This window comes from Microbacterium sp. NPDC089190, assembly GCF_040701795.1.
GTDB classification, from domain to species: domain Bacteria; phylum Actinomycetota; class Actinomycetes; order Actinomycetales; family Microbacteriaceae; genus Microbacterium; species Microbacterium galbum.
On sequence record NZ_JBFBHF010000002.1, the window covers coordinates 626,150 to 646,988 of the forward strand.

Annotated in this window: 18 protein-coding genes and 3 tRNA genes; 7 read left to right on the plus strand and 14 right to left on the minus strand. The window is 71.6% G+C overall.

Annotated features, from left to right (window positions below):
* Positions 1–42: 42 nt before the first annotated feature.
* Positions 43–1,689 carry a recombinase family protein gene (locus AB0230_RS08890; RefSeq protein ID WP_366375487.1) on the plus strand — a complete coding sequence of 549 codons (1,647 nt, stop codon included), beginning with the start codon at positions 43–45 and terminating at the stop codon, positions 1,687–1,689.
* Here the strand turns inward: AB0230_RS08890 and AB0230_RS08895 are convergent.
* The 4 genes from AB0230_RS08895 to AB0230_RS08910 all read right to left on the minus strand — a co-directional run bounded on the left by AB0230_RS08895 (position 1,646) and on the right by AB0230_RS08910 (position 4,357).
* Positions 1,646–1,722 (minus strand) — tRNA-Met (locus tag AB0230_RS08895). The two genes, AB0230_RS08890 and AB0230_RS08895, sit on opposite strands and share 44 nt — an antisense overlap.
* A 27-nt stretch (positions 1,723–1,749) precedes the next feature.
* Positions 1,750–1,821, minus strand: a tRNA-Thr gene (locus AB0230_RS08900).
* A 67-nt stretch (positions 1,822–1,888) separates the two neighbouring features.
* Entirely contained in the window at positions 1,889–3,319 is a 1,431-nt protein-coding gene (locus AB0230_RS08905; protein WP_366375263.1) for a peptidoglycan DD-metalloendopeptidase family protein, read from the minus strand.
* A 240-nt stretch (positions 3,320–3,559) separates the two neighbouring features.
* Entirely contained in the window at positions 3,560–4,357 is a 798-nt protein-coding gene (locus AB0230_RS08910) for an inositol monophosphatase family protein (RefSeq protein WP_315995066.1), read from the minus strand.
* Between the two features lie 61 nt (positions 4,358–4,418).
* Between AB0230_RS08910 and AB0230_RS08915 the strand changes: the two genes are divergently transcribed.
* Entirely contained in the window at positions 4,419–6,008 is a 1,590-nt protein-coding gene (locus tag AB0230_RS08915) for an NAD(P)/FAD-dependent oxidoreductase (protein WP_366375264.1), read from the plus strand.
* On the opposite strand, the gene AB0230_RS08920 is transcribed toward AB0230_RS08915, so the two are convergent.
* Positions 6,005–7,408 carry a PLP-dependent aminotransferase family protein gene (locus AB0230_RS08920; RefSeq protein ID WP_366375265.1) on the minus strand — a complete coding sequence of 468 codons (1,404 nt, stop codon included), beginning with the start codon at positions 7,406–7,408 and terminating at the stop codon, positions 6,005–6,007. The two genes, AB0230_RS08915 and AB0230_RS08920, sit on opposite strands and share 4 nt — an antisense overlap.
* 81 nt (positions 7,409–7,489) lie before the next feature.
* On the opposite strand from AB0230_RS08920, the gene AB0230_RS08925 reads away from it, so the two are divergent.
* Complete coding sequence (locus tag AB0230_RS08925; RefSeq protein WP_366375267.1) at positions 7,490–8,164, plus strand: pyridoxamine 5'-phosphate oxidase family protein; 675 nt, start codon at positions 7,490–7,492, stop codon at positions 8,162–8,164.
* A 64-nt stretch (positions 8,165–8,228) separates the two neighbouring features.
* Here the strand turns inward: AB0230_RS08925 and AB0230_RS08930 are convergent, their stop codons facing one another.
* Positions 8,229–11,714, minus strand: coding sequence for a bifunctional proline dehydrogenase/L-glutamate gamma-semialdehyde dehydrogenase (locus AB0230_RS08930; protein WP_366375268.1), 3,486 nt, complete (start codon positions 11,712–11,714; stop codon positions 8,229–8,231).
* 99 nt (positions 11,715–11,813) lie between these two features.
* Here AB0230_RS08930 and AB0230_RS08935 point away from each other — a divergent pair, with 99 nt between their 5' ends.
* Positions 11,814–12,701, plus strand: coding sequence for a LysR family transcriptional regulator (locus AB0230_RS08935; protein WP_363578298.1), 888 nt, complete (start codon positions 11,814–11,816; stop codon positions 12,699–12,701).
* Between the two features lie 93 nt (positions 12,702–12,794).
* Here AB0230_RS08935 and aztD read toward each other — a convergent pair whose 3' ends face one another.
* The 4 genes from aztD to aztB are packed head-to-tail and all read right to left on the minus strand — an operon-like array spanning position 12,795 to position 17,001.
* Positions 12,795–13,991, minus strand: a complete 1,197-nt coding sequence (aztD, locus tag AB0230_RS08940) for a zinc metallochaperone AztD (RefSeq protein ID WP_366375270.1) — start codon at positions 13,989–13,991, stop codon at positions 12,795–12,797.
* A 33-nt stretch (positions 13,992–14,024) separates the two neighbouring features.
* Positions 14,025–14,930, minus strand: a complete 906-nt coding sequence (gene aztC / locus AB0230_RS08945) for a zinc ABC transporter substrate-binding protein AztC (RefSeq protein ID WP_363578297.1) — start codon at positions 14,928–14,930, stop codon at positions 14,025–14,027.
* On the minus strand, positions 14,927–16,132 hold the full coding sequence (locus AB0230_RS08950) for an ABC transporter (RefSeq protein WP_366375272.1): 1,206 nt from the start codon (positions 16,130–16,132) through the stop codon (positions 14,927–14,929). Before AB0230_RS08950 ends, aztC begins: the two co-directional genes overlap by 4 nt.
* A gap of 14 nt (positions 16,133–16,146) precedes the next feature.
* A complete protein-coding gene (gene aztB / locus AB0230_RS08955) occupies positions 16,147–17,001 on the minus strand; it encodes a zinc ABC transporter permease AztB (protein ID WP_366375274.1) in 855 nt (284 codons plus the stop codon).
* A gap of 47 nt (positions 17,002–17,048) precedes the next feature.
* Here aztB and aztA point away from each other — a divergent pair, with 47 nt between their 5' ends.
* Positions 17,049–17,747, plus strand: coding sequence for a zinc ABC transporter ATP-binding protein AztA (gene aztA, locus AB0230_RS08960; protein WP_366375277.1), 699 nt, complete (start codon positions 17,049–17,051; stop codon positions 17,745–17,747).
* Here the strand turns inward: aztA and AB0230_RS08965 are convergent.
* Positions 17,719–18,147: a MarR family transcriptional regulator gene (locus AB0230_RS08965; RefSeq protein WP_315995077.1), complete on the minus strand. Its 429-nt coding sequence runs from the start codon at positions 18,145–18,147 to the stop codon at positions 17,719–17,721. The two genes, aztA and AB0230_RS08965, sit on opposite strands and share 29 nt — an antisense overlap.
* A gap of 147 nt (positions 18,148–18,294) precedes the next feature.
* Here AB0230_RS08965 and AB0230_RS08970 point away from each other — a divergent pair, with 147 nt between their 5' ends.
* Both AB0230_RS08970 and AB0230_RS08975 read left to right on the plus strand, forming a co-directional pair.
* Positions 18,295–18,669, plus strand: coding sequence for a hypothetical protein (locus AB0230_RS08970; RefSeq protein WP_366375280.1), 375 nt, complete (start codon positions 18,295–18,297; stop codon positions 18,667–18,669).
* Positions 18,670–18,761: 92 nt separating this feature from the next.
* A complete protein-coding gene (locus AB0230_RS08975) occupies positions 18,762–19,115 on the plus strand; it encodes a hypothetical protein (protein WP_315995079.1) in 354 nt (117 codons plus the stop codon).
* Between the two features lie 153 nt (positions 19,116–19,268).
* Here AB0230_RS08975 and AB0230_RS08980 read toward each other — a convergent pair.
* From AB0230_RS08980 to AB0230_RS08990, 3 genes are all read right to left on the minus strand, one after another.
* A tRNA-Tyr gene (locus AB0230_RS08980) sits at positions 19,269–19,350 on the minus strand.
* Positions 19,351–19,441: 91 nt separating this feature from the next.
* Positions 19,442–20,323 carry a PfkB family carbohydrate kinase gene (locus AB0230_RS08985; protein ID WP_366375282.1) on the minus strand — a complete coding sequence of 294 codons (882 nt, stop codon included), beginning with the start codon at positions 20,321–20,323 and terminating at the stop codon, positions 19,442–19,444.
* Positions 20,320–20,820, minus strand: coding sequence for an FBP domain-containing protein (locus AB0230_RS08990; protein WP_315995081.1), 501 nt, complete (start codon positions 20,818–20,820; stop codon positions 20,320–20,322). Before AB0230_RS08990 ends, AB0230_RS08985 begins: the two co-directional genes overlap by 4 nt.
* Between the last annotated feature and the right edge of the window lie 19 nt (positions 20,821–20,839).

The window sequence follows — 20,839 nt, forward strand, 5'->3', positions numbered from 1 at the left end:
GGCCAAGCGGTCCTATACCTGCGCGTATCGACGCAGCGCCAGATGTTCACCGCCATCGACATCGACGCCGACGGAAACTCAATCGCCACCCAGCGCGAGGCCTGCCTCGTTCGTGCCAAGCGTGTGAAAGCCCCCGTCATCAAAGAGTTCGTCGAGCCCGGAAACTCCGCGCAGACCATCGCCAAGCGTCCGGTCTTCCGCGAACTCCTCCAGTACGTCGAAGAGCACCCCGAGGTCGCCTACGTCGTGATCTACATGCGCTCCCGCGCGTTCCGCAACTCCGGGGACGCGGCGATCACCAAGCGCATCCTCGCCGGCATGGGCGTAAAGCTCATCTCAGCAAAAGAAGACTTCGGCGATGGCTACATGGCGGAGGCCATGGAAGCGGTCACGGACATCATGAACGAAGTTCAGGTGCGTCAGAGCGGAGAGGACATCAAGCAGAAGCTGCTCAACAAAGCAAAAAACGGCGGCACCGTCGGTCGCGCCAAGCTCGGCTACATCAACGACCGCAAGGACTTCGACGGGCGCCTGGTCAACACAATCAGCCTCGACGAGCAGCGCGCGCCCCTCATCCGCTGGGCCTTCGAGCAGTACGCGACCGGCGAGTACAGCACCACCAAGCTCGCGGCCCTGCTCGCCGAGCAGGGACTCACGACTCGCAAGTCCAGCAAGTGGCCCGAGCGTCCGCTGTCGCGCAGTCAGCTTGGCCAGATTCTCCGCGATCCGTACTACCTCGGGATGGTCACCTTCAAAGGGCACGTCTACCCGGGCCGACACCAGGCGCTCATCACACCGGAACTCTTCAACCGGGTCCAACAGGTCATCGACGCTCGAGTGAAACGGGGACAGCGAGACCGCGTCCATAATCACTTCGCCCGCGGCATGCTGCACTGCGGCCGCTGTCACTACGTTGGACGTGAACACCGCCTCATCTTCGCCGAGGCAAAGAATCACGCCGACCAGATCTACGAGTACTTCCTCTGCCGAGGGCGCCAGGACGGCCTCTGCGACCTGCCGTATCTCCCTACCGCAGAACTCGAGCGCGCGCTCACTCGTGAGTTCGCCAGCCTCCGCCTCTCCCCCGATGCCATCGACGACGCAAAGAGGGAAGTGCACGCCGCGCTCAACCACGTGCTCTCCCGTCACGCCGAGCAACGCGCACGCCTGCAGAAGGAACTGAAGAAGCTCGACGTCCAGGAAGAACGCCTCGTCGACCTCGCCGCCGACGGAGCCCTCGCCACCGACAAGCTCCGCACCCGGCTCCGCGACCTGCAGATCAAGAAGCATGAGGTCCGCACGAGCCTCGACACCACCACCGAGTCCCTCCAGCAGCACACCGAGATGGTGCTCAGCTACCTCGACCTCATGGCCCGGCCCGACGCGCTCTTCACGGCCGCCACCGGTGCCGTCAAGCGCAAGCTCCTCGCGGCCTTCTTCTCCCGCATCTGGGTCGACGACGACGGCCACCAGCTCACTGTCGCCGGGGAGTTCCAGCCCCTCTTCGCCGACATTCGCCACGCGGTGGCCCTCGACAGCCACAGCACCCTCGTCAACACAAAAAGCGCCGGAGAAAACTCCGACGCTTCTGATTCCGAACGCCTAAACCATTATCTCAAGGTCATTTGTTCGAGTAAAACTAGTTTGGTAGCGGGAGCGGGGCTTGAACCCGCGACCTCACGATTATGAGTCGTGCGCTCTCACCAACTGAGCTACCCCGCCGCGTGGCATCCGGATACCGAATGCTTGAGCCCCGAGTCAGGATTGAACTGACGACCCCTTCCTTACCATGGAAGTGCTCTGCCACTGAGCTATCGGGGCGTACCCGGATCGCTCCGGGCAACTAGAAGAGAATATCAGACCGAGACACTCTCTTACGAATCGAGGGTCATCCTCCGGCGTGCTGGCGCAGCCAGGCGATCGGGTCGATCGGCGTCGTGCCGTTCTGGAGGATCTCGACGTGGGTGTGCGCGCCGAAGGAGCGACCGGTGTTGCCGGTGCGACCGAGGAACTGACCCACGTGGACCTTCTCGCCCTGCGTGACCTGGAGCGAGCCGTATTGCATGTGGCCGTAGCGGCTCGAGACGAGCTGCCCGTCGATCTCGTGGTCGATCAGCACGGTGACGCCGAAGGCGCCGCCCTGCTCGGTCGCGATGCGCACGGTGCCGTCGGCGATGGCCTGAACGGGCGATCCCTCGCCGGGAACGAAGTCGGCACCCTCGTGGAAGCCGCCGTCGCGCATGCCGAAGCCGTACGAGATGGACACACCCACGGCGAAGGGCCACTGAATGGGCGCGGTCGGGTCGTTGACGTAGAAGTCGGACGGGCGGGTGATGCCCGAATCGAGAGCCATCTTCGCGTAGGTCGTGGCACTGTAGCCGTCGTCGGCGCGGTCGACGACACCGGCCTGCGCCTGCGCGGGGGCGACGTAGGCCTGGATCTCGCCGTCGCCGGCGGCGACGTCGCTGCCGCCGACCGCGAGGCGGGTCGTGGCGGACGCGGCCGGGGCCGTGACGCTGTCGGTGCCGCTCGCCGAGGCGAGGGCGCTGACGGGCATGGTCATGCCGACGGTGAGCAGGCCGACGACGCCCATGACGCCCACCGAGAACGACGTGGCCGCGATGCGCCGGACGTTCCGGCGGGTGCGGGGAGCGGCCGCCGCCGCGGCGGGCAGCCCCTCTGCGACAGGCTCCTGGGGCGCGACGATCGGCGACTGGATCGCGGTCTCGCCCGTGAAGGCGAAGAGTCGCGCGGCGGTGGCGAACTCGTCGGCCTCGTCCGCGGACGCGGAGGGCGATGCGACGGGCTCGTCGGCGGCGACGGAGGCCGCGAGCGCGGGGACGGCGGCATCCGGGCTCTCGTCGACCGGCTCGGCGGCGACGGCGTCGTCGACGGCGGAGTCGATGATGACCGAGGATGCCGGGCGACGACGCGAGCGGCGGGTGACCGGAAGCGTGATGGGCGAGGTCGGCAGCGAGACCGGGGTGGTGGCCACGTCGCTGTCGGCGCTCTGCAGGATGACGGCGACCTCGTCGGAGCGGCGCTCCTCGACGACGGTGACCTCGAGGGCGTCCGCCTCGTCGGCTGCGGCGCCGTCGGCCGGACCCTCCGCGACAGTGTCGCGGTCGGGCAGCGTCGGCTCGATCGTCGCGGCGATGACGGTCTCCATGACGGCCATCGCGACGTTCTCGATCAGCTCGGGCTGAGAGGCGGCTTCGGCGTCGACGGGGGCCGGATCGGCGGGCTTCGGGGCGGGCTCGTCGACGACCGCGGTGGGTGCTTCGCTCGCGGCGAGACGGCGCATCTCGGCGCGGGTCAATCGCGGAGCGGACTCGGCGGCGGGCGTGGCGAGGGGGCGACGAGACCGCCGGGTCGGGGCGGGCTCAGTCTCGGGGGCTTCTGACGGCAACGCGCGGGGGCTCTCGTGTCGTGTCGCAGGCGCGACGGCTTCGGGCTTTGGGGGCTTGGCCTTTTCCGCAGGTTCGGGTCGCGGAAAAATAACGAACTGGTAAACACCCTACCTCGGGCGGTCTGGGAATGCCATGAGCGCCCCGCCTTTTCACCTGTCGTAGTCGAGCAGGGGCTCCAGGCGGTCAAAGAAGGCCGGCCCGGCGGCGATGACCATGCCGTTGCCGGGGCGCCCGCCGGGCGCCCCACCCACCGTGCCGCCCGCCTCCTGCACGAGGAGCGAACCGGCCGCGTGGTCCCAGGGCTGCGTGCCGCGCTCGTAGTAGGCGTCGACGCGCCCCGCGGCCACCGAGGCCAGGTCGAGGGAGGCCGCACCGATGCGGCGCACATCGCGAGCGATCGGCATGACGCGCGCCAGCTGGTCGAGCGCCGGACCGTGGGTCTCGGGGTTGTAGCCGAAGCCGGTGGCCACGAGGCCGCCGGCGGGGCCCACCTCGCTCACCGCGAGACGTCGGTCGCCGAGCCACGCTCCCCCGCCGCGCGAAGCCGTGAACAACTCGCCCGTGACGGGGTTGAAGACGGCTCCGGCGAGCGCCGTCCACGCCGCCGTCTCGGCGGTGCCCTCGACCGCGGCGATGCTGACGGCCCACGCCGGGATGCCGTAGGCGTAGTTCACGGTGCCGTCGATGGGGTCGACGACCCAGGTGATCCCACTCGTGCCCTCCTCGGCCCCGGACTCCTCGCCGAAGAACCCGTCGTCGGGTCGCTCGCGCGCGAGCTCCGCGCGGATGAACGCCTCCACCTCACGATCGGCGGCGGTGACGATGTCGGCGGCGGCCGACTTGGTCGCGGCCACCGTCACCCCCTCCTGTCGACGGCGATGGGCGAGTTCGCCGGCCTCACGGGCGATGCGCGCGGCGATGTCGAGCAGTTCTGCGGGAAGGGTCATGGCATCCACGCTAGTGCGCCACCCCCTGCGCGGAATTCGTCGCCCTGGTTAGCGTGGGGTCATGACCGCTTCGGATTCTCGCCGGTACGACGTCGTCATCGCGGGGGCCGGGCACAACGCCCTGGTCGCCGCGGCCTACCTCGCCCAGGCCGGGCGCCGCGTGGCGGTGATCGAGAAAGCCGAGGCCGTGGGCGGTGCCGCCGTCTCGGAACGCCCGTGGTTCGGCGTCGATGCCCGCCTGTCGCGCTACTCCTACCTGGTGAGCCTGCTGCCCCAGAAGATCATCGACGACCTCGGGCTGCGGATCACGCTCGAACGGCGTCGGTACTCGTCGTACACACCCGACCCGCGCGATCCGTCCCGCGGAATCCTGATCGACACCCAGGATGCCGAGGCGACCACCGCGTCGTTCGTCCGGACCCTGGGCGACGAGGGCGCCGCCGAGGCGGAGCGGTTCTCGGCCTTCGGCGAGCGCCTCGCCCCGCTGGCCGCGGCGGTGTTCCCGACGATGACGGATCCCCTGCCGACCGCCGAGGAGCTGCGCGCCCGGGTGGGCGACGACGACCTGTGGGACGCGCTGACGACACGGCCCCTGGGCGACCTGCTGCGGCGGTCGTTCGAGAGCGATCTCGTGCGCGGCATCGCCCTCACCGACGGACTCATCGGCACCTTCGCCACCTCCGACGACCCCTCGCTCGTGCAGAACCGCTGCTTCCTGTACCACGTGATCGGCGGAGGGACGGGCGACTGGGACGTGCCCGTGGGCGGCATGGGTGCCATCACGAAGGAGCTCGAGCGAGCCGCTCTCGAGGCGGGCGTCGAGATCTTCACCGGCGTCGAGGTCGTCTCGATCTCGCCCGACGGCGACGTTCACACCATGACCGACCGCTCCGAGGTGTTCCACGGCGAGCTCGTGCTCAGCGGCGTGGGCCGCGCCGCCCTCGACCGATTGCTGTCCGCGGGCGGGAGCGCGACCACGGGCGCCGAGACGCCCGAGGGCGCTCAGGTCAAGGTCAACATGCTGCTGTCGCGCCTTCCCCGCCTGCGCGACGGATCGGTCACTCCCGAGGCCGCCTTCTCGGGGACCTTCCACGTCAACGAGACCATGACCCAGGTGGATGCCGCGTACGCGGCGGCATCCGGAGGGCTCATCCCCGAGCCGCTCCCCGTCGAGATCTACTGCCACTCGCTGACCGACCCGTCGATCCTGGGCGACCACCTCGTCGCGGACGGCGCACAGACGTTGACGATGTTCGGGCTGCAGGTGCCGCACCGGCTCATCGCCGACATGGATCCCGTCGCCGCGGGCGCGAAGCTGCTGGCGGCGGCGCAGGCCTCGCTCGAATCGGTCATCGCGGAGCCGCTGCGCGACTGCATCCTCCGCGCCCCCGACGGGCGACTCTGCATCGAGGCGCGCACGACCCATGACCTCGAGGAGTCGCTGAACATGATCGGCGGCGACATCTTCCACGGCGCACTGTCGTGGCCGTGGCTCGACGCCCCCGCGTCGACGCCCGCCGCCCGGTGGGGCGTCGCGACACCTCACCCGCGCGTGCTGGTGTGCGGCTCCGGCGCGCAGCGCGGCGGGGCGGTCAGCGGCATCGGAGGGCAGAACGCGGCGATGGCGGCGCTGGAGATCCTGGAGGGCTAGAGACCGCGCGCCACCGCGATGATCCGGCCGACGGCATCCATCAGGGAGGGCGTGGGCGGCTCGGCATAGCCGAACACGATGCCCGCGGGCAGGTCCGCGGCGGTCCCCGGCACCGCATAGGACGTCAGGGGCGAGACCAGGATGCCGAGGGCGGCGAGCGCGTCGACCATCGCCCGCTCCGACGCCGGTGGGGCGTCGTCGAGCAGAACCACCGCGTGCAGCCCACCGTCGGTCGCGGTCAGCGTCACGCCGTCGACCGCGGCGAAGGCATCCAGGAGCAGCCGGCGGCGGTGGCGGTAGTCGCGGCGGCGGCGAGCGGTGTGCCGGGCCAGAGCGCCCTCCGCCAGATAGAGGGCGAGCGCGCGCTGCTGGACCTGCGACACCGGCGGGTCGAGGTCGGTGCGCGCCTCGACGATCCGATCGCGCAGGACACCGGTCGCGACGATCCAGCCGCAGCGCAGCGCCGGACTGAGCACCTTCGACAGCGTGCCGATCGACACCACGTTCACGGGATCGAGCAGATGCAACGGCGCCAGGGGCATCCGACCGTGCGGGAATTCGCTGTCGTAGTCGTCCTCGACGACGACCGCGCCGACGCGCGCTGCCCCCTCCAGCAGGCGGGAGCGGGCAGCGGCATCCAGTCGGCTTCCCAGGGGGTAGTGATGGTGCGGGGTCACGATCACGGCGTCGAGGTCGTCGTGCGCCTCGAAGGCGTCGAGGTCGAACCCCCTATCGAGCCGGACGGGCAGAAGCACCGCCTCCGCGCCGAGGCGGCCGAGCAGGCGACGGACACGCGGGTAACCGGGGTTCTCGATCCCCACGCGCAGGCGGGAGCCGCGGGGCGAGAGGGAGAGCAGGGTGAGCAGCATCGCGTCGCTCGTGCCCGCGGTGACGATGACGTCGTCGGGTGCGAGGTCGAGGCCGCGGGTGCGCCCGAGGTGGGCCGCGATCGCCGCACGCAGCGCGGGGTCGCCCGTGACATCGGCCACGTCGGGCGCCACCTCGATCGCGCTCGCCCGACGCCAGGCCGACCGCCACGCGACGTCGGCGATGCCCGCGGTGCCGGGGCGACCGGGACGCAGGTCGACGACCGGGGCGCTCGCCGCGGGCACGGGCGACGTCGACGTGGCGGCGGACGACGCCGCGACCGGGCGCGCGATGTCGGCGACCGCCGTGCCCCCGCCTGGTCGGGCGACGAGATACCCCTCCCCCGCGAGGATCTCGTAGGCCGCCACGACCGTCCCGCGCGCGAGCCCGAGGTCGGCCGCGAGCGCGCGTGTCGACGGCACGTCGTCACCGCCGCGGACGCGCCCGGCCAGCACCGCCGCTCGGATGCCGCGCGCGAGCTGTTCGTGCAGCGGGACGGGCGCGCTGCGATCCAGGATGCCGACGTCGATCACGACCCGATTCTGTCACCGGTCCACTCGATCGCCACAGAACCGGACTAGGCCATGATCCACGCGGCGGGGTGAGATCGACCCATGACCGATCTGCCCCTGACGACCCTGACCCGTGTGCGCCGCGGAGCCCACCACCAGGTCACCGACCGCGCAGCCTTGTACGACGTGATCGACGGCGCCCTGTCCGCCACTCTCGCGATCGTGCGCGACGACCGCCCGATCGCCCTCCCGGTCGGCATCGGTCGCGACGGCGACGACCTCCTCGTGCACGGGTCGACCGGCAGCGACTTCTTCCGCCGCCTCGCCGCGGGCACGCCCGTCTGCGTCACGGTGACGCACCTGATGGGGCTGAAGTACGCGCGCTCCCTGTTCGACAGCTCGATGCGGTACCGGTGCGCGGTCGTGCACGGCGTGGCATCCGTCGTTCCGCCCGAGGAGAAGGAGGCGGCTCTGCTCGCCCTGTCGGAGCACCTCATGCCCGGGCGCAGCTCCGACGTCCGGCCGATGAACGCCCGCGAGCTCGCTGCGACGATGGTGCTGCGCATCCCCCTCGCCGAGGCGAGCGTGAAGGACAACGCCGGGTCGCTCGTCGAGGAGGACGACGACGGCGAGGATCGCCGCGTCTGGGCGGGGATGCTGCCGCTGCGGGTCGTCGCCGGAGAGCCGGTGACGTCGGCGCAGACGACGGAGGGGACGCCGGTCCCCGCCTCGGTGCGCCGCGCGGCGGCGCGCATCGCGGCGTCGGGCACGGCGTAGCCGCGACCGGACACGGGGAAGGCGGGGTCGCCCCGGAAAGGAGCGACCCCGCCTTCGACGACGTTCAGCGGCGGACGAGCGGCGGCACCGCATACCGGCGGGGCGTGCCGAACCGGTGCGCGGTGATCGACACGGCCTGCTCGCGCAGGAACGGCAGCAGCTCGACGTGTCCGGCTCGCGTGACCTCTCCGGCGTACACCGCGACAGACGGCGACCCTCCCGTGGCCTCGGCGACGGCGAGCGTCGAGCCGCCCAGCAGGCGCACGCGCCCGCCGGTGCGCGCGAGGCGCGCCGCGCGGCGAGCCCAGTCCGCGGCGTCCTCCACCGCGGCGCGGACGCCCACGCCCTCGAGCCACGCGCGCACGGCGGGCGACAGCTCGGCGGCGGCGCTCACGGTCACGACGGAGCCCGCCCGCACGCCCGCCGCGACCACGCGCACGAGGGCGGACGCCGACGCGTCCTCGACCCGCACGGTGACCGGCACGGCGGCGTAGCGCAGCACGTTCTGCTCCGACTCCAGCGCGGTCACGTCACGGGCGAGCGAGAACTCCTCGGCCCACGCGGCGGCGTCGCTCGCGAGCGCCTCGGCGAGCCAGTCGCGGTCGGCGGCGGGCACGGCGGCCAGCGCCGGAGCGGCGAGGGCGTCGGGCGTGTGAGGCGTCGAGGTCTCGGCATCCGCCCACGTTCCGAACCCGAAGAGGTAGTGCGGTCCGCCGGCCTTGGTGCCCGCGCCGACGGCCGACTTCTTCCACCCGCCGAACGGCTGCCGCTGCACGATCGCGCCGGTGGTGCCGCGGTTGACGTAGACGTTGCCGGCTTCGATGCGAGCGAGCCAGGTGTCGATCTCCGCGGAGTCCAGCGCGTGCAGCCCCGAGGTGAGGCCGTACTCGATCGCGTTGACGATCTCGATCGCCTCGTCCAGCGTCTCGGCGGTCATGATGCCGAGCACGGGTCCGAAGTACTCGGTGCGGTGGAAGGCGCTGCCGGGCTGGACGCCCTCGCGGATGCCGGGGCGCCACAGCGAGCCGTCGTCGTCGAGCTTCTTCGGCTCGACCACCCAGCGCTGGCCGGGCTCGAGGGTCGTGAGCGCCTGCAGGAGCTTGCCGTGCGCCGGCTCGATGAGCGGCCCGACGCGCGAGGCCTCGTCCCACGGCATCCCGACCTCGAGCGAGGTGACCGCGTCGACGAGCTGGTCGCGGAAGCGACGCGAGCGCGCCACCGAACCGACGAGCACGACGAGGGATGCCGCCGAGCACTTCTGCCCCGCGTGTCCGAACGCCGACATCGCGACGTCCTTCGCCGCGAGGTCGAGGTCGGCGCTGGGCGTGACGATCACGGCGTTCTTGCCGCTCGTCTCGGCGAGCAGCGGCAGGTCGGGGCGGAACGAGCGGAACAGCTCGGCCGTCTCGTAGGCGCCGGTCAGCACGACCCGCTCGACGGCGGGGTGGGTGAGGAGCTGTCGGCCGAGGTCGTTCTCGGACACCTGAACGAGCTGCAGCACCTCACGCGGCACGCCGGCCTCCCACAGCGCCTCGACCATGACGGCGCCCGAGCGCTCGGCCAGGGCCGCGGGCTTGATGACGACGGCGGATCCGGCGGCGAGCGCCGCGAGGGTCGAGCCGGCGGGGATCGCGACGGGGAAGTTCCACGGCGGCGTGACCACGGTCACACCGACCGGGGTGAAGGTCCCGCCGTCGACGGTCTCGAGGGTGCGCGCCTGCTCCGCGTAGTAGTGGGCGAAGTCGATCGCCTCCGACACCTCGGGGTCGCTCTGCTCGATGACCTTGCCGCACTCGGCGCCCATGACCTCGAGCAGGTCGGCGCGGCGCTTCTCGAGCGCATCTCCGGCGCGGTGCAGGATGTCGGCGCGACCGGCGGCCCCGAGCGCGCGCCACGACGCGGCGGCGTCCGCGGCGTCCTGGATCATCGCGTTCAGCGCGGTCTCGTCCGTGACCGTGTGGTCGGCGATGGTCTGCGCGCCGAGGGTCGACTCCTCCATGCGAGCGACGATCGCCCGCGACCAGTCGCGGTTCGCCTCGATCGCCGGGTCGGAGTCGGGGGTGTTGCGGAAGCCGTGAATCGGCGCGGGGGCCGCGGCAGCAGTGCGGTCCTGCACGCGGTTCGATGCGGGAACGCCCTCGGGCATGTCGGCGAGGGATGCCAGGAAGCGGTCGCGCTCCCGGGCGAACAGGGCCGCATGGGTGTCGAGGTCGAAGACCGCCGACATGAAGTTCTCGCTCGACGCCCCCTCTTCGAGGCGGCGGATCAGGTAGGCGATCGCGACGTCGAACTCCTGCGGGTGCACGACGGGGGTGTAGAGCAGGATCGAACCGACCGTGCGACGCACGACGGCCTGCTGAGCGGTGGCCATGCCGAGGAGCATCTCGACGTCGATGCCGCCGGTCACGCCGCGGCGCTCGGCGAGGAGCCAGGCGAGGGCGACGTCGAAGAGGTTGTGCCCGGCGACGCCGATCCGCACGTTCGCGGTGTGCTCGGGGCGCAGCGCGTAGTCGAGCACGGCCTTGTACGAGGCGTCGGTCGCCTGCTTCGACGGCCAGGTGGCGAGCGGCCAGTCGTGCACGTCGGCATCCACGCGTTCCATCGGCAGGTTCGCGCCCTTGACGACGCGCACCTTGATGTGGGCTCCCCCGGATGCCACCCGCGCGGCGGTCCATTCCTGCAGGCGGATCATCGCGGCGAGCGCGTCGGGGAGGTAGGCCTGCAACACGATGCCGGCCTCGACGCCGTGGAACTCGGGCTCGCCCAGCAGCGTCTCGAAGACGGCGAGGGTGAGGTCGAGGTCTTTGAACTCCTCCATGTCGAGGTTCAGGAACGTGCCCGTCTCCTTCGCGACCCGGTACAGGGGGCGCAGGGCCGCCACGGCGTCGGCGACGGCCGCGTCGAACGCCCACGGCGTGTGCGGGGCGACGGTGGACGACACCTTGATCGAGACGTAGTCGACGTCGTCGCGCGCGAGGAGCTTGCGGGTGCCGGCCAGACGACGCGCGGCCTCCTTCTTACCGAGGATCGCCTCACCGAGCAGGTTCACGTTGAGGCGGATGCCGTCTCCCCGGCCGCGGATCGAGGTGATGGCCTCGCCGAGCTTGCGGTCGGTGGCGTCGACGATGAGGTGGCGCACCATCGAGCGCAGCGCCGTCCGCGCGGCGGGGACCACGACCTGCGGCAGGATCGGCGCGGCGAAGGCGCCGAGACGGATCGCGGCCTTGAGGTGCAACGGGAGGAACCCGGGGATGAGCGGGGTGAGCGCCGCGAGGTTGCGCGCGGCGACGCGCACGTCTTCGGGACGCACGACGCCGTCGACGAATCCCACCGTGAAGTCGAGGCCGTGCGGGTCGCGCAGCACGCCGGCCAGGCGCTGGGCCGAGACATCGACCGGCTCCTCCCGGCTCTCGGCGAGCCAGCGGCGCACGAGGGCGATCGCCTCATCGGCGAGCTCGGCGGGCGACACGAGCTCCTGCGGCGACGGCGGAGCGGGGGTGGTGCCGGACGTGGTGCCGGACGTGGTGTCGGGGACATCGGTGAGCGACATGGCGATCCTTCCTCGGATGCTCTCAGCATGAGGTTCGCATCCGTTCGAGAAAAGCGATGAATACTGACGCATACTGATCGAGAGAACCGAAGGGATGCCGTGTTCGATCTGCGCCGACTCCGCCTGCTGCACGAACTGTCGGTGCGGGGCACCCTCGCGGCCGTCGCCGAGGCCCTGTCGTACAGTCCGTCGACCATCTCGCAGCAGCTCGCCCTGCTCGAGAAGGAGGCGGGGGTCGCGCTGCTCGAGCCCGACGGACGGCGGGTGCGCCTCACCGCGCAGGGCGCCGCTCTGGCCGCGCATGCCGCCCGCATGCTCGCCGCCGACGAAGCCGCTCGCGCCGAACTCGAACGCATGCGGCCATCGCTCGCCCCGGTGCGGGTGGCCGTGATGCAGTCCGCGGCGCACGGTCTGCTCCCGCGCGCCCTCGACGCCCTCGCCGCCAGCGAGCCGCAGCTGCGCGTCGAGGTGGCCGAGCTCGCCCCCGAGGAGGGACTGTTCGAGGTGGCCGCCCGCGGCTTCGACCTCGCCGTCGCCGAGCAGTACCCGGGTCACACGCGCGAGCATCGCGAGGGCCTGGAACGCGGACTCCTCGGACGGGATGCCATCCGCCTGGCCGTCGCGCCGGGCGATGCGGCGCACCGGCTCGAGGATCTCCGCGACCGCGCGTGGGTGATGGAACCGGTGGGCACCGCCGCTCGTCAGTGGGCCACCCAGCAGTGCCGGGCGGCGGGGTTCGAGCCCGACGTGCGGTTCGAGATGGCCGATCTCACCGCGCACGCGCGGCTCGTGGCATCCGGTCACGCCGTCGGCATGATCCCCGACCTCGTGTTCGCGGGTGAGGCGCCTCCCGTGCGACTCGTGGACCTGCCGGGCGAGCCCCGACGCGAGGTGTTCACGGCCGTGCGCCGCGGAACCGCCGACCGCCCCGGCGTCCGTGCGGTGCGCGCGGCGCTGCAAGTGGCGTACGACCGGGGCGGACGGTGAGACGCACCCGGGTCGCAGACGCGCACTCCCCTCGCAGAAGTCCGCCGCGGCCCGGTGAGGACGCGCGCATCTGCGAGGGGAGCCGAGCGCCGCTTACTTCGTCAGGGCGATCTCGTTCGGCGTCTGCGCGAGCGTCACGCTCTTCACGACCTCGCCGGTGGTGAGATCGACCGCGTGCACGGTGTTCTTCGCCGGCTCGGTGACGTAGGCGATGTCGCCCGAGACCTTGATGGCGGGGTGGGCGTCCTGCCACTCGACCGGGCCCTCCCAGGCGTCGATCACCGGGAAGGCGTCGGTGAACTCCCCCGTCGCCGGGTCGAGCACGTGGATCGCGCCGTCCGACGAGAGCACGTACGCGAGCTCACCGGGACCCCGCGCGACGTCGCGGAAGGTGTACTCCGCGCCCTCGGGCATGTCGATCACGCGCTGGGTCTTCGCGGCGGTGTCGATCAGCGCCACGCGGTGCAGCAGGTAGCCCTCGGCATCCCGGTCGTCCTTGTAATCGCCGACGACGAGGGCGCTGGTCTCGCTCACGTAGGCGTTGCCCATGCGGCCGTAGGGCTGGTCGGGGGCGGTGAGCTTGGTGAACGCACCGCCGTCGAACACGAGCGCGCCGTTCTCGCAGCCGAACACGACGACCTCGTCCTTCGCGGTGCCCTCGCCGTGCACGCCCGGACAGTCGGCGCTCTCGGCGATGGTGGAACCCGCGGCATCCTTCGCCACGACGCCCGTGCGGCCGTCGGCGGTGCCCACGGTGGTGAGGAACGTGCCGTCCTCCAGCACGATCGAGACACCGTGGTGCGCCTCGACGCCGGGGACGGTCTGCACCGCGGGAAGAGAATCGGTGGATGCCAGGAGGGCGTCGCTGTCGAAGATCGTCGAGTCGCTCGTGCCGTCGGCGTAGAGCACGGTCGTCCCGCCGTGGGTGACGACGTGACCGGGCTTGGACGCCTCGAACACGAGGTCGGTGAGCTCCGGCTCGACGCCGGAGGCGCCGGCATCCAGCACCTGGAAGCCCGCGCTCGTGGTGACCATGACGTGACGGCCGTCGCCCGCGGGGTTGAGCCGGGTGAACTCCTCGCTCGGCATGTCGCCGAGGGTCTCGAGGGTGTCGCCGTCGAGCACGAGGATGCCGCCGGGGTACGACAGGGCGACCCGGGTCGCCGCGTCGGCGGGGGCGCTCGACGCGGGGGCGGCCGAACCGGCGCCGCCCGCACAGGCGGACAGGCCGACGGTCGCGCCGACCGCGAGCGCGAGCAGGCCCGCGCGGCGGAAGGAGGAAGTGCGCATGTGATTTCTCTCTCTCAGGTGGTGACCGGTCGCTTACGGCGACAGGCCGGTGGCGATGCGCTCCGTGTTGACGCGCATCATGGTCAGGTAGTCGGGGGCGTCGCCCGCGGCGTCGGTGAGCGACTCGGTGAACAGCTCGGTCACCTCGACCCGCCGATCGGCCTCGTCGGCGAGCGCGCGCACGAGTCGATCCGGTGACGACGACTCCGCGAAGATCGTCGGCACTCCCGCCGCGTCGATCGCCGCGACCAGGTCTGCCAGGTCGCTCGCACTCGGTGCGGCGAGGGTCGTGCCGCCGGGGATGACCGCCCCGATCACGCGGAATCCGAACCGATCGGCGAGATAGCCGAACACGTGATGGTTGGTCACCAGCGCCCGCCGCTCGGCCGGGATGGCGGCGAACGCGGCCGTCATGTCGGCATCCAGCGTCGCGAGCTCGGCGCGATACGCGGCGGCGTGGTCGGCGACGGCGGTCCCGCCGAACTCCTCGAGCACCGGCGACAGGGCGTCGACGACCGCGATCATCTGCGCGGGGTCGGTCCAGAAGTGCGGGTCGTCAGCGCCGTCGGCGTCGGTCGAGCTGTAGGGCAGCACCTCGACGGCGTCCCCCGCGACGAAGGTCGCGACGCCGTCGGCGGACGCGGCGTCGAGGTGCTGCTGCAGCCCCTCTTCGAGCCCCAGGCCGTTGGCCACGAGCAGGTCGGCCGAGCGCATGCGGGCGGCCTCGGCCGCCGAGATCTCGAACGAGTGCGGATCGGCGCCGGGGCGCATGAGGGTCAGCACCTCGACCTCGTCACCGGCCAGATGCGAGACGACGTCGCCGAGGATGTTCGTCGTCACGACGACCAGCGGGCGGTCGGATGCCGCTCCCCCGGCGCACCCGGTCAGCGCGAGCAGTGCGGCGGTCAGCGCCGCGGCGAGCGCCCGTCGCCCCGTCATCGGCCCGTCTCCGCGACGAAGAGCGGAACATCCCCGGGCGTGAACTCCCGCGCGACGCGCGCGCCGTCGGCGAAGTCGAGCTCCCACAGGCGACCCTCCGCGGGGCCGTTGAGGTAGGCGCGCTGCTGATCGGCGATCAGCGACACCGGCTTCCCGGCGGCGAGGCTCGCGCCCACCAGCGGTACGGATGCCGCCCGCAGCTCCCCCGTCTCGCCGTCGAGCACGAGCACACGCCCGTCCGCCGTCAGAGCGAGCAGGTGGGCGTCCTTGTCGTCGACGGCCGTGGCCTGCACGACCGGCTCGGCCGTCGGCACGAGGTTCCAGGTGCGCTCTCGGGTGTCGAGCATCCAGACGCCCGCCTCCCCGGCGGGGGCGGCGACGGTCGGGCGGCCCTCGCGGTTCGCGAAGACCGTCGCGCGCGGCGCGGTCGTCCCCGCGGGGTAGGCGATCCGCTCGATGACCGCGCCCGCATCGGCGACCGTGACGAGGAGCGCCCCGTCGCGGCATCCGATGACCGCTCCGACCCGCGTGGTGATGGTGCCGGCCGGGTCGATGCACGGGGTGGGTGCGCCCACCTCGTCACCGTCGGCCGCGTGCAGGGTCACCTCGCCCGCCGAGGCGACGGCGGCGAACGATCCGACGGGGACGACCAGGCCCCCTCCGGCGGGACGCTCGAGCCGGAACCGCTCGACGACCTCGCCCTTCGACAGCGCCTCGGTGTCGAGGAGCACCGCCTCGCCCGAGGCGGGGAAGAACAGCCCCGTGCCTCCCGTCGTCGACGAGTTCGACGTCGCCACGGTCGCCACTCCCCGTCCCTCGACGGAGCCGAGCACCCGCGCCTCGGCCCGGTAGTAGTGGAAGTGGTCGACGTGGTCCCAGGTCCACACCCCGCTGTCCACGATCGAGACGCCCTCGTCGTCGGCGGCGAACAGGTACCGCCCGTCGGAGTGCACCGAGGAGGGCGCGCGCACGCTGCCGATCTCGACGGTCGTCTCCTCGAGCAGGTCGAGGTGCGTAACGCTCCCTGCGGCGTCGATGGTCGTGAGGCCCAGTGCGGGTTCGGCGAGCTCTGCGGCGCCGTCGATCGCGCCGTGCGTGTCGGCGGAGGGCTCCGGGGCGGGCGCGGCCGGAGCGGCGCAGCCGGTGAGGACGAGGAGACCGAGAGCGCCCAGGAGGGCGCAGCGGCGGGGGGCGGAGAGCATGGGGGGCCTTCGGGTCAGACGGAAAGAGGAATGGGGGATGCCGCGCGGCGGCGGACGGCGTCGACGGTCGCGCGGAGCACCCACGACAGCCCGGCGCCGGCGATCGCGGTCGCGGCGATGGTGGCGCCCGCGGCGGTGGCCGCGTGCCAGGAGACGAGCAGGCCCACGGCGACGGCGGCGGAGCCCACGACGGCGGCGAGCAGCATGGTCGTCGGGATGCGCGCGGTCCACTGCCGCGCCGCCACCGCGGGGGCGACGAGCAGACCCACCACCAGGAGCGAGCCGACCGCCTGGTACGACGCGACCACGGCGAGGGTGACCAGGCCGACGAGCACCGTCTGCGCGATCCGGGGACGCAGCCCCAGCACCGTCGCGACGCGCTCGTCCACGGCGGCGGCGACGAGTGCGCGATGGGCGAGCACCGCCGTGGCCACGCCGATCGCGGCGGCGATCGCGAGCACGACGAGATCGTCCGCGCCGACCGCGAGGATGTCGCCGAACAGGATCGCCGTGGAATCCGTCGCAAAGCTCCCCGCGTGCGAGATGACGATCACACCGAGCGCCAGCATGCCGACGAACAGCAGCCCGATGCTCGTGTCGTACGAGAGCTTCGCCCGGCGCTGGAGGGCGCCGATACCGAGGCTCATCACGATGGCACTCGCGGCCGCACCGAACAGCACCGGCACGCCCGCGACGGTCGCGAGGGCGACGCCGGGGAGCATCCCGTGGGCCAGCGCCTCGCCCAGGAAGGCCATCCCCCGCACGATCACCCAGGTACCCGCCACCGCGCACAGCACGGCCACGAGGACGCCGCCCCACAGGGCACGCATCACGAAGTCGAGGGAGAAGGGATCGGTGAGCCAGGACACGATGTCCGACCGTAGCGTTAAGTGATAACGATTCTCAAACTCGTATGATGGATGCCGTGCACCCCCCTCCCGAACCCGTCGCCGCCCTCACCGCCCACGCCGTGCGCGTGTCGTTCGGCGACACGACCGCACTCGACGGAGTGGGGCTCGTCGTGGCGCGCGGCCGTCTCACCGTGATCGTCGGCGCCAACGGCGCCGGCAAGTCGACGCTGCTCGAAGCCCTCGCGGGGGCTCGCGAGCCGTCGTCCGGGCGCGTCGACACCCACGGGTCCTCACGCTCGTTCGTCCCTCAGCGCGCGGCGGTGGGCGAGCACCTCCCCTTGACCGTGCGCGACGTCGTGACGATCGGCGCATGGGGACGAACGGGGCCGTTCCGCCGCCTGCGGCCCGCCGACCGCACAGCCATCGACGACGCCCTGCGCCGCCTCGACATCGCGGATCTCGCGCGGCGCCCCTTCGGCATCCTGTCGGGCGGCCAGCGGCAGCGGGCCCTCCTCGCCCAGGGGCTCGCCCGCGGCGCCGACGTCCTGCTGCTCGACGAACCCACGACCGGCCTCGACGCGGCGAGCGCGAAGCTCAACCGGACGGCCGTCGCCCGCGAGATCGAGCACGGAGCCACGGTCGTGTGCGTCAGCCACGACCAGCGCCTCATCGCCGCCGCCGATCACGTCGTCGAGCTGGCCGACGGCCGCGTCGTGCGCAGCGGGGTCGAAGGCGTCAGCTTCGAGCGCGAACGCGCTCGGTGATGCGCGCGAGCATCTCCGCGGCGGCGGCAGCGACGTCGGCCGGCTCGGAGCGCACGGCCTCTTCGACCTCGCGGGGGAAGCGTCGCAGCGCCACCCACGGCTCGTCATCCATGTCGACCTCGAGGTAGATGTGGTTGACGCGGCGATCCTCGGCGTCGAGTTCACGTCGCAACAGGCCACGGCCGATCAGGCGATCGACGAGCGTCGTGACACCGGCGGCGGTGACTCCGAGATGCGCGCGCAGGTTGGACGGGCGGATACCGGGCTCTTCGGCGATGCACGACATGGCCGACGCCTCGAGTTCGCTGACGTTCAGGTCACGACGCGCGCGGGCGATGGCCTCGTCGCGGGCCGCGACGTAGTCGTCGAGCGCCGAGAGCAACGCAGAGGGAAGCGACATGTCGACCCCCCTCCGAGTGCGATCCGGCCGATCGCTCGACTCCACTCTAGTGAGGAATCCGAATATTTCGCGAAGATAATTAACAGCGTGAAATACGTGGTACGTTAGAAGTCAACGCGACCCGACCACTCGACGAAGGAGATCATCATGGCCACGCTGTTCTACGGTTCCGACACCGCCCCCATCTCCCTCCCCGATCGCCTGATGGGCTACATCAAGGTGATCACGTCGACGAAGCTGCGCCGCGGGGAGTCTTTCACGCTCACCTGGACCGGCACCGACGAGGAGAGCGGCCGCTCGACCATCTGGCTCCAGCCCGCCATCCCCCTGCGCTTCGTCTTCGAATCCCCCGAGCCCGAGCAGCTCGTCGGCGATTACCTCCGCTCCTTGGCCGATCAGGCGAACGCCGCTTCCGGCCTCGTCGTGGACACCCGCACGTGGGAGGCCGCCGAACAGGCATCCCGTACGCCGGTCCACTCCGCTCGCACGGCTGCAGCCGGCCGCCCGGTGCGAGCCGCCTGATACCACGCTTCGCCACCCGGCGCCGCACGCCCCCCACGCCCTCCATAATGTGGGGGGCGTGTGACATTCATGCGCCTGAATCGAGGTGACGGATGCCGGTACGAAAGCTGCTCGACAAGGCGCTGCTCGAGGCGTGGCTGACGGACTTCCGCGGCCTCGGCTACCTCACCGGCAGCGACATCCGTGTCCTGGAGCAGGATGACGACGCCGATCCCGACGCCGACATCGGTCTGATCGTCGTCGATTTGAGCAACGCCAAGACGATCACCTACCTGCAGCCGATCGCGGGTGGCGACGGCACGTGGAAGGCGACGATGGAGGCACGCGACGCCACCATCGAGCTCGGTGCGGTCGAGCTCGTCAACCTCGGCAACGAGGTCAACGTCCTCGGCGCGCTCGTCGCGTTCCTCGAGACCAAGTCGAAGGCGCTGCTCGCCGCCTGCTGATGGGCGATGCGTCGCCGCGGGGCGGCGGACGCGGAGTCTCCGCGTCGTCGAGTCCCGATCTCGCGTCGCCCCGTCGCCGTGCGCGCGACCGCGCGGACGATCCCCGCTCGGGAAAAGAAAAACCCCTCCGCGAGGAGGGGTTTGTTCTTCCGGTGGCGAGTGAGGGATTCGAACCCCCGAATGCAATGCAGTCTGATTTACAGTCAGATCCCTTTGGCCGCTTGGGTAACTCGCCAGATGCGCACCCGCCCGGCTTTCTCAGTCGACCAGAGGCGCGAGAAACCACTCTACTATCCCCGGAGGGGTGCCTCAAACCACGCGCGCCGTCATTCGGGCGTCCGCAGCAGTGCTCCCTCGTGTCGGCAGGTGGCGGCGGCCACGTCCATGGCGCGCGAGAGCACGGCATCCCACTCCTCCGCCGTCGCGGGCAGGCGGTCGCGCACGAGGGCGGCGGTCGTGGCGAGCACGGCGTCGCCCCCTCCCATCGTGTCGACGATGCGGCCCGGCAGTTCGGAGATCCCCCGCGACACCGAGGTGCCGTCGGCGTCGATCGCCGCTCCCCCGGCGCCGTACGTCGCCAGCACCGCGCCGACGCCGAGGGCGACGAGCTTCTCGCGGAGCTGCTCGAGCGGCGCGTCATAGAGCAGACGCGCATCGTCCTCGCCGACCTTCACGAGCAGCGCTCCGGATGCCGCCTTCTCGAAGCCGCGGACGAACTCGGTGCGATCGTGGAGCATGCCGCTGCGGGGGTTCGGGTCGATCGCGAGGGGCGTCGACGGCGAGGCCGTGGCATCCACGAGCAGGTCGGTCTGCTCGCGATCGTCGAAGGGGAAGCAACTCACGACGACCATCGGGGCGGCGGCGATCGCGGCGTGCTCGGCGTCGCCGTACGAGACGCGGCGGTTCTGGGCGGCGTCGTTGAACACGTACTCGGGCTCGCCACCCGGCGAGCGCGTGCTGACCGCGCGCGACGTGCCGTGCTCCGACGGGCTCGCGAGCAGCTCGACGTCGTACTGCTCGAGGTAGCGGCGGATCTGCTCCCCCGCGTCGTCGTCTCCGACCATGGCGATGAGGGATGCCGGCACTCCGAGCCTCGACAGGCCCACGGCCACGTTGAGCCCCGCTCCGCCGACGAACTCGCGCACGCCCGTCTCGTCTCGCAGCTCGTCGATGAGGGCGTCGCCGATCACGACCACGCGTCCGGTCACCGCGTCACCTCCGCGGCATCGAGCACGCGCGAGACGAACTCCTCGGTGCGGCGCTTGGTGCCGTCGATCTTGCGGTCGACGCTCGCGCGGATCTCGCTAGGGGCGAGCGGGGCCGCGAGGCGCACCGTCTCGTGACACGACAGGTCGGCGCAGATGTAGGTGCCGACGGTGTCGCCGTGCTCTCCCGCCTCGCCGGCCTTGCGCGCCGTGAACAGCGACACCTGGTCTCCGGGCTGCATCGTGTGGCAGAGGTTGCACATCGCCGACCGCGCGCGGGACTGCCCCTCGGCCGCCCGCAGCACGACAGCCGTGGGCTCGCCGTCGTGCTCCGTGAGCACGTAGCCGCGCCCGCGCGTGCGGGGGTCGCGCCACGCGAGGAAGTCGAGGTGGTCCCAGTCCGCCAGCAGGAAGTCGTGGGGTAGGGCGATGATCCGCAGCTCGTCGGGGGTGGCGTTGACGAACGCGTCCCTGACCTCGTCTTCGGTGAGTGCTCGCATGGCATCCGAGTCTACGAGC

Bases quoted from the DNA above. Each gene is read 5' to 3' on its own strand.
- AB0230_RS08890 (WP_366375487.1), top strand. From the start codon at position 43: ATGTTCACCGCCATCGACATCGACGCCGACGGAAACTCAATCGCCACC.
- AB0230_RS08910 (WP_315995066.1), bottom strand. From the start codon at position 4,357: ATGACCCTTCCCGCAGAACTGCTCGACATCGCCGCGCGCATCGCCCGT.
- AB0230_RS08915 (WP_366375264.1), top strand. From the start codon at position 4,419: ATGACCGCTTCGGATTCTCGCCGGTACGACGTCGTCATCGCGGGGGCC.
- AB0230_RS08925 (WP_366375267.1), top strand. From the start codon at position 7,490: ATGACCGATCTGCCCCTGACGACCCTGACCCGTGTGCGCCGCGGAGCC.
- AB0230_RS08930 (WP_366375268.1), bottom strand. From the start codon at position 11,714: ATGTCGCTCACCGATGTCCCCGACACCACGTCCGGCACCACGTCCGGC.
- aztD (WP_366375270.1), bottom strand. From the start codon at position 13,991: ATGCGCACTTCCTCCTTCCGCCGCGCGGGCCTGCTCGCGCTCGCGGTC.
- aztC (WP_363578297.1), bottom strand. From the start codon at position 14,930: ATGACGGGGCGACGGGCGCTCGCCGCGGCGCTGACCGCCGCACTGCTC.
- AB0230_RS08950 (WP_366375272.1), bottom strand. From the start codon at position 16,132: ATGCTCTCCGCCCCCCGCCGCTGCGCCCTCCTGGGCGCTCTCGGTCTC.
- aztA (WP_366375277.1), top strand. From the start codon at position 17,049: ATGGATGCCGTGCACCCCCCTCCCGAACCCGTCGCCGCCCTCACCGCC.
- AB0230_RS08965 (WP_315995077.1), bottom strand. From the start codon at position 18,147: ATGTCGCTTCCCTCTGCGTTGCTCTCGGCGCTCGACGACTACGTCGCG.
- AB0230_RS08970 (WP_366375280.1), top strand. From the start codon at position 18,295: ATGGCCACGCTGTTCTACGGTTCCGACACCGCCCCCATCTCCCTCCCC.
- AB0230_RS08975 (WP_315995079.1), top strand. From the start codon at position 18,762: ATGCCGGTACGAAAGCTGCTCGACAAGGCGCTGCTCGAGGCGTGGCTG.
- AB0230_RS08990 (WP_315995081.1), bottom strand. From the start codon at position 20,820: ATGCGAGCACTCACCGAAGACGAGGTCAGGGACGCGTTCGTCAACGCC.